This is a genomic window from Synechococcus sp. CS-1329, from assembly GCF_025128055.1.
Taxonomy (GTDB): domain Bacteria; phylum Cyanobacteriota; class Cyanobacteriia; order PCC-6307; family Cyanobiaceae; genus Regnicoccus_A.
This window is the reverse complement of sequence record NZ_JAHLYS010000041.1, coordinates 42,620-54,670: the sequence shown is the minus strand read 5'-3', so window position 1 is coordinate 54,670 and position 12,051 is coordinate 42,620. Positions and strand designations below refer to the sequence as shown.

The 12,051-nt window shown below is 47.2% G+C and carries 7 protein-coding genes and 1 tRNA gene; 2 read left to right on the top strand and 6 right to left on the bottom strand.

The features are described 5' to 3' along the window. Window positions 1-134: 134 nt before the first annotated feature. Entirely contained in the window at window positions 135-1,298 is a 1,164-nt protein-coding gene (locus KQ304_RS10980; protein ID WP_259737123.1) for a glycoside hydrolase family 10 protein, read from the bottom strand. Window positions 1,299-1,666: 368 nt separating this feature from the next. On the opposite strand from KQ304_RS10980, the gene KQ304_RS10975 reads away from it, so the two are divergent. Continuing rightward, window positions 1,667-2,119, top strand: a complete 453-nt coding sequence (locus tag KQ304_RS10975) for a hypothetical protein (protein WP_259737122.1) — start codon at window positions 1,667-1,669, stop codon at window positions 2,117-2,119. Between the two features lie 2,680 nt (window positions 2,120-4,799). Further along, on the top strand, window positions 4,800-4,991 hold the full coding sequence (locus tag KQ304_RS10970; protein ID WP_259737126.1) for an AlpA family transcriptional regulator: 192 nt from the start codon (window positions 4,800-4,802) through the stop codon (window positions 4,989-4,991). 1,305 nt (window positions 4,992-6,296) lie between these two features. Here the strand turns inward: KQ304_RS10970 and KQ304_RS10965 are convergent. The 5 genes from KQ304_RS10965 to KQ304_RS10945 form a co-directional block, all read right to left on the bottom strand. After that, the gene (locus KQ304_RS10965; protein WP_259737121.1) at window positions 6,297-8,831 is read right to left on the bottom strand and encodes an AAA domain-containing protein; all 2,535 of its coding nucleotides are present in this window, start codon (window positions 8,829-8,831) and stop codon (window positions 6,297-6,299) included. Further along, the gene (locus KQ304_RS10960; RefSeq protein WP_259737120.1) at window positions 8,828-9,595 is read right to left on the bottom strand and encodes a hypothetical protein; all 768 of its coding nucleotides are present in this window, start codon (window positions 9,593-9,595) and stop codon (window positions 8,828-8,830) included. The genes KQ304_RS10965 and KQ304_RS10960 overlap by 4 nt, the downstream gene beginning before the upstream one ends. A gap of 4 nt (window positions 9,596-9,599) precedes the next feature. Next, window positions 9,600-10,358 carry a hypothetical protein gene (locus tag KQ304_RS10955; RefSeq protein ID WP_259737119.1) on the bottom strand — a complete coding sequence of 253 codons (759 nt, stop codon included), beginning with the start codon at window positions 10,356-10,358 and terminating at the stop codon, window positions 9,600-9,602. A gap of 201 nt (window positions 10,359-10,559) precedes the next feature. After that, window positions 10,560-11,801 carry a phage integrase central domain-containing protein gene (locus tag KQ304_RS10950; protein ID WP_259737118.1) on the bottom strand — a complete coding sequence of 414 codons (1,242 nt, stop codon included), beginning with the start codon at window positions 11,799-11,801 and terminating at the stop codon, window positions 10,560-10,562. Window positions 11,802-11,946: 145 nt separating this feature from the next. Continuing rightward, a tRNA-Ser gene (locus KQ304_RS10945) sits at window positions 11,947-12,031 on the bottom strand. Window positions 12,032-12,051: the final 20 nt, after the last annotated feature.

The window sequence follows — 12,051 nt, the reverse complement described above, 5'->3', positions numbered from 1 at the left end:
TGTGGCCGGGGCTGATTCAGGCCCATCGATGGGCATGCTCAGCAGAACACCAGAGCCTCAGAAGCGATGAAGTGGTTCAGCGCGGCCAGGATTCGCCGTGCTCAGAGGCTCGATGCTCTATTGGCAACAAACTCCTAGAGCGGCCGGCGCGGCGCGGGGCTGGGGAACAGGGAGAGGAAGCCCTCGCGGCGCAGCTCCGCCGGTTCAGCCGTGGCATTCCAGAGGGATTCGAAATAGAAGAAGGCCACCCCCATCCCGCTCTGCCGCGCCGTCTGCACCTGGGCCTGGATCAACGCCATCGGCGCGGGCTTGGTGCGCAGTCCCGTCATCACGCCGATGGCGGTGGGGATCTTCTGGCGTGTTTCAGCGAGCTCGGGGCGGGCCACCTCGGCCGCGAAGCTGGCCACATCCGGTCGGTAGAGCTGCACGATCAGCTCATCAACGAGGCCTCGCCGCACCCAGCTCAGCCAGTCCTGCAGTTGCAGCTTGTAGGCGAAGTCGTAGTAGTTGGGGGAGACGGAAATGATCGAGGTGGGTTTTTTGGCTTTGACGGCCTTCTGCAGCTGCACCATGAAGGCCGTGATCTTGTCGGCACGCCACTTCATCCAGGCCTGATCCATCGGATTGCTCGGTACGGCCCGCTTGGTTTCTCTGGTATAAAGCGCCTTGGTGTACTCGTCGTAACCGAACTCATTGGGCAGGCTCATGTGGTCATCGAACTGGATGCCGTCGCCGTCGTAGTTGCCCACCACCTCCAGCACCAGGTCGGTGATCAGTTGCTGCACCTCCGGCCTGAAGGGATTGAGCCACACCACTTCTCCGGCGGCACTGATCGAGGTGCGGCTGCCGTCCCGCCGCTGGGTGAGCCAGCTGGGGTGCTGGAGTGCCAGTTCCGAAAAGGGCGGCGCCATGAAGCCGAATTCGAACCAGGGAATCACGAGCATGCCCTTGGCATGGCCCTCACTGATCACATCCGCGATGATGTCCTGGCCCTCGAGGCCCCTGTAGGAAAAGGATTGAAGCTTGCGCGTGCGGGTCACCTCACTGGTGTGAATGGCGTAGCCGGAATTCCAGACCACCGGATAGACGGTGTTGAAGTGCATCTCCTGCAGCTGGTCCATCGCCGCCCGCAACTTGGGGCGATCGCGCATGGTGGTCATGTCGTTGGTGGTCACCCAGACCCCCCGGATCTCCGCGCGGGCGTTCTGGGCGGCACCGGGGGCGGGCCAGAGGGGCAGCATCGCCAGCAGCAGCCCGCAGAGCAGCAGCACCGGCAGCAACCAACGCGTTCGTTTCATGGCGATGGTCGGGGCAGAAGCGGGCCGACGTTAGCGGCAGATTCGGCTGCCCTCAGGCCGCTGCCATGAAGCCGCTGCGGGCAGGAAACGGAGGGGGCGTCCTTCTAAACAGGACCATTCTGGAAGCTCCTGGAATAAGTCTCAGGATTCGCAAAGAATTTACACCAACACATACACCAACACATTTTTTGGAACTCCTTGGACCTGCTGAGACCCTTCGGGAACCTGGGAGCGACCATTTGGCGGAGGTGCCTCGCCTCAGAGGTTAACGATGGGAGCTGTCCAGAAAAGCCAGTCCACCTCACACGCCAGCCTTGCTGGCCTCGTAAAAACGACGCATTAATCCTCTCCGTCAAGCCCCAGGGTGCATGAATCAGAGGGATGAAATTTACATGGAAGCTAGGCTGCGAGATAGAGTTAGGGGAGATAACACTTTAATCACTCCTATGGATGGTGCTACGGCGGCATGGATTGCACTAATTGCGGCACTAGGGCTAGGCATTGGCGCATCAATTGTTGAAGATTCAAAGAAAGGCAGTCCTCTAGAGTTGTTTGGCGCGATCTTGACCCTAGTTGGTGCAGGATGTTCAGTGATAATGATATTTCAAGGATTTCATTTATGGAATATGGGATACCAAGGAATACCGATAGAATCCAAAGTAGCAGGCAGTGTCGCAACAAAAGCAAGGGGCAAAGGCGGGATAGTCCTTATTGCAATTCAGTTTCTTCCGCAGTTTCTAGTGTTCTTCTTTGGGGCAGCATTGTGGTGCAATAAGGAAGCAATTCGTTATTCTGCAGACCGAGTTGGCTTTTCAAGGTAGCCATATATAAGCTTCGGGCTGTTTCAGTGCCGTCCAGTGCTCAAAACGGTTGCTGGAGGCCAGCTGAGCAGGCAAATATCGGCATGATGGTATTGACAGCTACATTAAGTGAATACTTAAGTCACTACTCTAGATATGTACTTATTGCCTAAGATAAGTGTCAAATAAAAATTCTTTTGTAATTGGAAGTCTTGCCATGGCCTCCTTGGCAATTGGTGGTTGTTGGTATGGAGTCAGTACTGCACCAGAGAGCTTCCCCAGCAAGAAGGGGAACCCGACGATTGTCAGAGGTGTCAGCGGCCTATTTGGTGGTCCATTGGGTGTCCCAATTGGGACTATGATCTGGACGGGAACAAACCCGTTCATTTGGGGAGGCGTCGGCTTGTTCTTTAGCCCGATGATTTGGGGAGTTCAGTGGTTTTTGATTAGTCTCTTAATTGCAGCACTTGGTATTGCTAGCAAAGATGACTAATGGCATGCCATTGGCTGGCCCTTGCTCAGGGTTGTGGACAGCCGAGAAGGCGTGGGCGTTCATGCGTGTCTAGATCTCACGTAAGGCGATGGTAGTGTCCATCAGGAGCTTGATGGAGATGTCTGCGGTGGTGAAGGAAATTGGTAAGGGGGAGGGCTGCTAGCGGAAGGTCAGTGGGAGGAGAGGCAATATTATAATTAAATCTATGGTCTTGTAGATAGATGACCATCAACTTTTCTCACTAGAGATTCAAACTATTATAAATATATACAGAGTAAGTGAAATAGATGAAAATGAAACCATTATTTAAAGATGCAGAAGAGGGGACTTTTATTAGCCTATATTTCGGGAGAAGGCACAAGAGAACGTTGAATGAGTTTGACTCTGTTTGCAGAGAGATTAGAGCATCAAGAACCAACACTTTACACTATCTTCTGAGGCTGCATAAAGCAGTAACACAGAAGGAATCTGTTGATCTATATGTAGCTAAAAAGTTAAGTGATGATAATGTCTCTGGAGAATGTAAATGAGCAGGAATATTCCGATTCCAGCTGTTGAATATCAAATGCTCCTTGAGCTTGCTGAAATGGCCCACAAGAAACCGGTTGAGTACACACTGGAAATGATAAGGGGGAATTACAAGAAGGTTAAAAAGTGATGGAGCAGGGAAATGTGGCATCATTCAGCACTCTAATGAGTGATCTAGATTTGTATCAACCGATACAGAAGAAGATGAAATCATCAAAGGAATAGTATTCTAAATATGATTCTGGATTCTATCTGTGAAGACATAAACGAAAAAAGACTTGACAGGATTTAAAGGAAGCTGTATGATAGGAGTTCAAGCTTGAGTGAAAAATAAGTAGAATATAAGAACTAGAGCAGAGGCCAAGTATCATATTTGCTTTCAATATTTTGATTTGCTGAGAAAAAGTCATAACTCAGAGGATTTTATAATATCAAGAAAACAGAGAATTTTAAAGATTACCAAGACATCAATAAAGAAAGAATAGATAAATGATTCCTTCAAATACCAAATAGATAAGAAGCCAATAGACACAGGTTAATAAGGAGAATAAGTTATGGAAACACCATTATATTTAAAGAATATTAAACCGACTCAAGGATCTAAACACCTAGTTTCAACCAAAAAGAGTCTACTGGATCATAACAATAAAGTAGACTCATCATCGATTCTAGATGCAACCAAGGAGTATTTAAAGGAGCTTTATTCAACGTATAGTAATCCTAAGTGGTTTATTACCATAGAATACTATCCAATAGTACGTAGTTTTGAAGAAGCAGTCAATGAAGCTAGGTACATCAATAATATGCTGCTGTCGAAAATGCTTAAGTGCAACAAAAGGAAGATAAAAAAACATCCTGAACGGCCACTGGCATTATGGTTTCATGAGAAACAGAATATGATCATTAACCAAAGCAACTCAAGACCAAGATATGGAATAGGATATCATTCACATCTTCACCTAGGTTGCTGTCCTGATCCTTACGATACATATAACACTGAGATAAAGTGTCTTCTTGGTTTCTACCTTACTACAAAAGCCCAGCGGATTTCAAAGAATAAATCCAGATTTAATCAGGGAGTAGTGATTCTTCCTTGGAATTATAAGCGCCATGCTTTTTATAATCTGAAGGATTTTTCTAGATTCCAAAACCATCAGGATCGCGACTTGGTTCTCGACATTGAGAATATGGTTGTTCCAGAAAGCGTGAATTCTGAATGCAGGAGCAAATAGTAACGGGAGTGTCCATGCATGAAGAATCCCTGGCTAACAGTGGTATTACGTATAGAACTAGATTTATTAAATCTTCTTGTCCATTAAAAAAAGTACCTTTAAATAAGCTATACAAGCGGGTCCATCTAAGCTAATTATTCTGCGGGATTTTTTCTGAGCAGAAGGTGCCTCTATACAGACTTAAGCTAGTGCATCATGCTCTGTGTCAACGGAGAAGCCAATACAGTCCTTTGGCCTCTTCAACTCAGCAATCGATAGCCAGTCAGCAAACTGGTACATCTAGTTCCTGGCCAAGCCATTTCAGGGTGATGATACAGGGGTCGCTAGCTCTGGCCAACCCTTACCTACAAGCAAAGCTTAAATATAAACAAGCTTTGAATTAATTGAATATCATTTTCCGGGTTTGGTCAAGGCCCCATTTTTTTTGTCTTTTTTTTGGAGGTTAATTATGCAAAATTCTATCGGTAAGTTTCTTCGCCGTTGTGAAGTTGAGGCAATGACTAGTCTTTCTAAGTCTTCTATTTACGCCAAAATGGCAAATGGGGAATTTCCTCCCCAAATCAAGCTTGGTCCAAGGCGGGTTGTTTGGGCAGAGGCTCATATCCAACAATGGATGACCTCTCAGATGCAAGTAGCTTAAGGGCACCTCTGAAAATCACCTTTTTCGACCGTCTATACGGCTAAGATCCCTTGCCGAGACTGGAGTCAGATTGACAGTCTCGGCTGATTTTTCGGATTTTTCTAGGTGGCCTTAAGCTGAACGAGCAATTGGTTCACAGACACGCCTGTTACACCCTTGTCCACTCTCCAATCCGAGCAAAGGCCAAACCCTGGAAGGGGTGTCAGCCCTGGACCTGCAAGCCATGAAGGATCTTAGGCTGAAAATGAGGCAGGGATTGAGGTGGATACTGGACCCGTCGAAATACTGTTTGAAGGACTGGGGATAAATACGCCTCGTGATTCATTGACTACACATTTATGCTTTCAGGGGTCCGCACTGGCAATAACCAAGGCCTCGATGACACAATCAAACATCACATGATTTTATAGGTTGCGAAGGAGAGGGGGTGTCCGCGGGAGTGAGCGATAGCTCAACTCTTATAGGCTGAGTAACAGACGTGCAGGAACTAGAAGGCTTGGGGAGTAAGCAACATGTTTGCTATAGGCGTTCATCTATGAATTGTCGTCTGGCTGCTGATCGACCCCAATAACCGCAACAGCTCTTCCCAGCCTTCTTCGCCATTGGTCAAAGTCTGACGCTACTGAGGCCGAGGATTCGGCTACGAGTAAAACGCACAAGATAATGACTGCAAACTGAAGTATAGGGTCAAGCCTCCAGCCTTGAAAGAATAGAATAAAGCCTGCAACCGGAAGCCCAATAATCCGGCCCAGCCCTACAGCTGCAGTAAGCAATGACTTGGCGACAACTGCGGGGGAGGTATCAGCCCTTCTTGTCAGTATAAACCATATTTGAAAACATGCTGCAGGCACAGCCAAGAGCCACCAAAGGAACAGAGCTATTCCGCACAACGAGGCGAGGTTCAGCGATGCATTGATCATTCTGAGTAGACATAGTTTATTTGTGATCTAAGCACATAATACAAGCTTAGGTCAACAAGCCTAAGGGGCATGGAAGCCAGAAGATGCAGGAATGCTACGAGAAAAAAATGGTCTGCATACGTAGCCTGCTGAGTAGCGACCCTTCGAACAAGCCCCTCGAGTGGACAGGCCACCACCAATTCTCTGCCGCGCCACCCCTGGCTCCCTGCCTGCCACTGAGGGCCAGCATTCGAAGGATGTGTAGTCCTTGATGGGAGCCGACAAGGCAGCGTTGCGTGGTAACAGCCAGGAGGCTACGGTTGTGGGATGGTTGTGACCGTGAGCTGGTACAACGACTTGCATCGTCACAGCGGAATCCGGTTCGGTGTCGGACTGGCATGTCTAATCACCTAAAGAAGTCGCGAATGAATTGCCGTAGTTCATTAGCAGCAGCAGCATCACGCTCAATCCAACCATCCTGGAACCAGTTCCAGTACGGCAAGTATTTGATGACCCAATCCGCTCGCTTCAGTGCGTTTGCCCGCTCTAAATGCTCGTCTGTATAACTGCTGCCGTTATCAAGATAGTGATACTTACCATCAACTTCAATGCCTACTGCCCGTTTGCTTGTTCTGTCATATACCACGAAGTCAAGTCTGAATCCGCAGGTGCGAACCTGATTGTATAGCGTCAGTCTGTTTGGATATTCTCTTACAATCAGGTCTTCCAGTACATCAGCAATTACCAACTCAAAGTCCGAATCACATTCAGACTTCTTGTAAGTCCATCCAATTGGGAGATGACCCTTGTCCATTTCCTTGATTTCACTCTTACCTTGTCCCATCTTCGTCAGCATCTGCTGCATTAGAATCATATTGGATGGAAGCTTGCCATGAATAAAGTACTTGTAGAATTTTGCTCTGCTGGTTGCAACATTGAAGCGGTTGCGGTCTTCCATGAATGCTTTTGATCTTTTTTGCTCTTCGTCTATGGCAGGCGTGAATATCATCACATCCCGCTCATTCCCTTGAAATTCCTCTGGAGTTCCAATCATTAAAGATATTCGCTCTTGCTGTTCATCAGTCAACCGACGCAGAACTTCCTCTTTCATATAGTTTACTTGGTCTCTGATGAAGCACACAACACCTAACGAGATTGATTTCCCTACCAGTTGAGGCATTCCAAACACTTCCTTAGTCAAATCAGTAGGTGCTTGTTTTGCAAAGGATAAAATGACCTCAAATGCCTTCTCAACCTCGCCCTTGTTGATCTGCGAATTCTCTTCTCGTCTGCTTGCGACCTCTATATCCATAAAAGCATTGAGCGCTTTCTTGTCTGGCACTGCCGTCATGATTCGCAGTCCCGATTCGGGACTTTCGTCTTTGTAAAACTGCTCACTCGTAAACTCAGCAAGCATTGGCAGCGAACGGAAGTGTTCGTTTAGCAGTACGGGTGCAGCAGTTACTGGATTGAGGTCATTTCTGATCAGATCAAGTATGGATGATTCTGATACAAGCAAGTCTCTTTCTTGTGCCGATTTGAAATCAAGCGGATATCCAGGAAGACCAGCAAATTGCTTTTGCCAGGTCAACTTCTCAAATACTTTGCTTATGAATATGACTCCTCCTGCCTTTATACCAAGTTGGTTGTGATCGCCAACAATACAGAATCTCTTCGCTCTGAATAGGATTGGGAAGATCTCAGCAAGATTGACCTGAGATGCTTCGTCTAATATGAGAAGATCAATAGTCTCTTCTTTGAATGGTAGGTACGGATGAAGGGATTTGATCTCTCCCATCACTATTGGGAACATTTCAAATAACAAATCAAAATTAATCTTGGCATTCGCCAATCGCACTCTTCTGGCATTTTTCCATCTAAGTCTGCGGTGAAAGGCATCTAAAGCATCTCTATATTCTCTGCCCTGTAGCAGTGTGTTAATGCGGACCGAGTGGTGTGACGCTAGATAATGCGCAAGTACGGATTCTTTTGGATTTTTTGGGTATAACTCTGAATTCCTTCTATCAAATGTTCTGCGTGTAACTTCTAGTGGTTGACCTTTGATTACTCGCTGTAAAGACTGAGCATCAGCAAGGTTTGATGAGTAGGTCAAGGACCTAACGAGCACTTCTTCCTGGTGCTTCTTATAGTACTCAATTTCAAAGTCGAGTGCTCGTAGTACCGCATTAGAAAGTATCTTCAGTCGTACACCTTTTTCAAGAGTGGTGGTACCACCTAACTTTCTTGATTCTTCCCGAATGCTTCTGCATTCATTCAGTAAGACCTTTGCTTTTTCTCTGCTCTCATTGCCTTGTAGCAAATTGATTTTCTTTACTGTTATTTCAGGTAGACCAAAGTCCTCTTTGAGAACTTGCCGTGAATCTTGTGCAACTTGGTTCGTGTCATAGTACCGACGCAGTTCTGACTCATATTCTTGAATTCGCTTTGCATAATCAAGTCGTTCTGCCACGAGTGTGTCTACATGCTCCGATAGACGCTTGAGTTCGCTCTCCTCACTTGTTGTCTGGTAATCGGTTGCCTTGCTTAGCAGGCGGTCAATGATGCCTCGTGTGTTCTGCTTTCGCTGCTGGTCATCTGAGATGTAGAGACACGCCGCATCTCCAAGAACCTCAGTGACTTTCTCATAAACAATATCTACTGCGGGAGTCTTTTGAGATGCAACAAGAACCTTCAAACCCAGTTCACTTGCTGCGATTGCAAGGGCAGAAATCGTAAAGGACTTTCCTGTCCCAGGTGGACCTTGGATGTAAGAAATATCGTTGCTTAGTGCCCGGTAAATCGCTGTCCGCTGGGACTTAGATAATGAATAAGGAAGTCTCGCTAGTACCTTGAAGATCTGCTCTTCTTGTACTGGCGGGTGTTCTGATTCAAATTTCTTACCGCTGAAGACCGACTCCAGCAGTCGCTCCAGTGTCTTCATGGCCCCATCTCCTTGGCAAGGTCATCTAACGCTCTGTATGTGCTTAGACCAGGAGGCACAGGCGCGAAGAAAACCCAGTCACCTGGACAGAAGAAGAACTTTTTAGTCTTCAGATTATCTCTGGCATCAATTGCTGCTTCTACGCACTCAAGCGGAGTATCTACTCGCTCACAGGTGGTTTCAGTCAGATCTTTGAAGCCACTTACATACTTCTCGGACATTGCTAGGATACTTCCAATATCCTTTGTGGTTACTGTTTCCAATACGTCTTCAATATCTTGAACGATCTGGCCTCCTGTTTGATTTGCTTCAGGATCAAATGCTGCGTATGCTTCTTCCTCCTCATCGGCGTTTCTTCCTATCAGAGCAGTAGCAATATCGTAGTTCACAACCCACTCTGCAACCTCCGCTTCGCCACTTTCTTCAAAGACAACCTGACCATAAATTGTTGGGGCGGCAATTAATCTTAGTGTGCTTTTGGTGCCTACACGCTTTGTGTAGGTGCCTGCCAGAATGCCAACGCCACAAAAAATTCCGTTGCCGATCTTTTCCTGATCTTGTTCCCTGCGATACCCCTCCGTCCCACTGGTTATTACCTGACTCAAGCGTAGGTCTGTTATGCGCTGAAACTTCTTTTGCGACTTCTTTCTTGTAGTTGTTATCAGAACCTGGGAGTAATCGCCTACTGCCCCAGAGCCAAATACAACTTTCTTGCTCATTTCCCTTAGATAGAGCAGGTAGCGTTCGCTCAGTGTTCTAGGCATCTCATCAAAGAGTCACAGTACTCTTGAGGGTTTCTTGTAATTCCTTAATCGATTTACTTGTCTGCGCGATTTCTTGAGTCAACTTTGCTACAGACTCTGCTGATGACTTTGATGCCTCTGCTTGCGCTGCCTCTACCCTTCCGACTTGATCTGCAACTACTTTGATCGCTTCTGCTGTCTTTGCAGCAAGGTCCGCAATTGCTGTTGCACTGGTCTCGGACACCTTGGTTGACAAGTCTGTATTTTTTGCTGCCAGTTCCGCAATTGCTTGAGTAGATGCCTCCTTGCTTGCGATTTGCGCTGCCTCTACCCTTCCGACTTGATCGGCAACTACTTTGATCGCTTCTGCTGTCTTTGCAGCAAGGTCCGCAATTGCTGTTGCACTGGTCTCGGACACCTTGGTTGACAAGTCTGTAACGAGTCCTGCTACAGACGTTGCATGTGCCTGAAGGCCCTCTGTTACCCCGCCAAGCGCTTTTGCGCTTACCGCTGAACTTTCTGTCAGGGCGGTAGATAAACCTATAAACGTCTCTGCTGACTTTTCAGAGTCTTTAGATAGTGCCTCTAGTCGGTCGGCAATATTGGTAAAATCTTGCTTCTGCGCTTCAATAGTCTGGACGATAGCGGCGTTGCCATTTTTAAGGGCTGCCTCTATATCTTCGGATCTTTTCTTTAACTTATCTTTTTCCAGGAATACAACAACAGTCAGCAGAGCGGTAATTACTGGGTTTGCAACCGCCATAGCAGCAAGCAGACCGTTCATCCTTGGAAGGGTGCAGTTGTTACACAGTATGGTCTGCTCACCAGCAAAATGGTATCAACTCTTGGCACATTAGCATCTAAGTGCCCGTCGCACCCCCCCCTCTGCCAGGAAAGATGACGCCGCTCCATCCAGACCACTTCAACCGCCACAGCGCTTGACAGGTGTATATGTAAATATATATTCTTTTAAAACCTTGTTTTCTTATTTTAGACCTTGTTCAACTAGTAAGGCCGCCCATTTATTCATCATATCAATTCGTTCATCCAAGTATTCAGCCCGATTATAGGCAGCAGTAACTTTATTCTCCTCTATATGAGCATGCTGTCGTTTTGCAATCCTGAGACTAATCTTCAATTTTTCTTGAATATTGGTCATGGCAAACGAGCGAAATCCGTGACCACACATTCTCTTGTCGAAGCCCATTCTTTTTAGCGCCATATTCATGGTATTATTGCTCATGTATCCCGTTTTAGTGCGCATGCTCTTGAAGATATAGCCATCAGGCCCTGTTATCTCGTAGAGTTCTTTGAATATCTCCAGCGCTTTATCCGATAATGGGATCAAGTGTTCCTTTCTTGACCCCCTGGCGCCTTTCATCCTTTCAGCAGGAACGGTCCATATCTTTTCTGTCCAATTGATCTCGTCCCAGGCCGCGGCAATTAATTCATTGGTTCGAGGAAACGTCAGCATCAAAAGTCGAAGACCATTGCGGGTCAACGGATCCGAGCCAACCTCATTAGTATTTAATGCATTAATCAGCTCAGGAAGTTCTTCCCACTTTATAGCAGGATGGTTATCTTTTGTCTGCTTAATAGGTGCTTCCCGACGCAAGGGATGTGCTGGGTTTGATGACAAATACCCCAGAGCACAAGCATAGTCACAGACCTGAGAAACAACACCTAGTGTCCTCTTCGCTTGCTCTAGCGATTGGCGTTTTTCAATTCGCCGAAGAATTCCAAGGCAATCAGGGGTCGTAATATTTCTTATCTCTATTGGCCCTATCATTGGAAGTATATCCCTCACTAGCTTTTGGAGTACGTCATTGCTGTGGCGTTCGCCCCATTTTCCTTGAGTTTTAATTTCGTGCCACTCTCTGGCTACTGATTCAAAAGTAAGTACTTGGGCAGGTCGGTATCTCTCAATTTTATTTTGTTTTTTGGCCAAACAGGGATTAATGCCTTCTTCATAAAGTCTTCGCTTTTGCTCGTCTCGAACCTCTCTGGCTTTTTTCAGAGAAACTTTTGGATAGGGGCCAATCCGGTAATCCTGCGGCTTTCCCGCTCGCATTGGAGGAAAGCGGTGCCTCCAGACCCAGTACTTACCTCCTTGAGGGTTGACTTCTAGGTGGAGGCCACCTGCGTCGCTGAGCCTTGCAGTCTTGAGCGCCGGCTTTGCTGCTTTCACTTGGGCGTCAGTTAAGGTCACTTCCAAATACACCAACATGCCTAATTATACACCAACACTTGCACCAACACAACTGCTGGACCTTGGGCGACCATTGCAGACTTTCCGGGACCAACACGCCCTGAGAACCAACGAGGCAACAAGGTCTCTGGACCTTCTCAGCCGTCTCAGGAATCTGTTTTAACGGAGGGGGCGGGATTCGAACCCGCGGAAGGTTTCCCTTCGCCGGTTTTCAAGACCGGAGCCATCAACCACTCGACCACCCCTCCAGGGGCCTGCCGTCGGCCCG

Coding starts and splice junctions, on each gene's coding strand:
- KQ304_RS10980 (WP_259737123.1), bottom strand. CDS start 1,298: ATGAAACGAACGCGTTGGTTGCTGCCGGTGCTGCTGCTCTGCGGGCTG.
- KQ304_RS10965 (WP_259737121.1), bottom strand. CDS start 8,831: ATGAAGACACTGGAGCGACTGCTGGAGTCGGTCTTCAGCGGTAAGAAA.
- KQ304_RS10975 (WP_259737122.1), top strand. CDS start 1,667: ATGAATCAGAGGGATGAAATTTACATGGAAGCTAGGCTGCGAGATAGA.
- KQ304_RS10960 (WP_259737120.1), bottom strand. CDS start 9,595: ATGCCTAGAACACTGAGCGAACGCTACCTGCTCTATCTAAGGGAAATG.
- KQ304_RS10970 (WP_259737126.1), top strand. CDS start 4,800: ATGCAAAATTCTATCGGTAAGTTTCTTCGCCGTTGTGAAGTTGAGGCA.
- KQ304_RS10955 (WP_259737119.1), bottom strand. CDS start 10,358: ATGAACGGTCTGCTTGCTGCTATGGCGGTTGCAAACCCAGTAATTACC.
- KQ304_RS10950 (WP_259737118.1), bottom strand. CDS start 11,801: ATGTTGGTGTATTTGGAAGTGACCTTAACTGACGCCCAAGTGAAAGCA.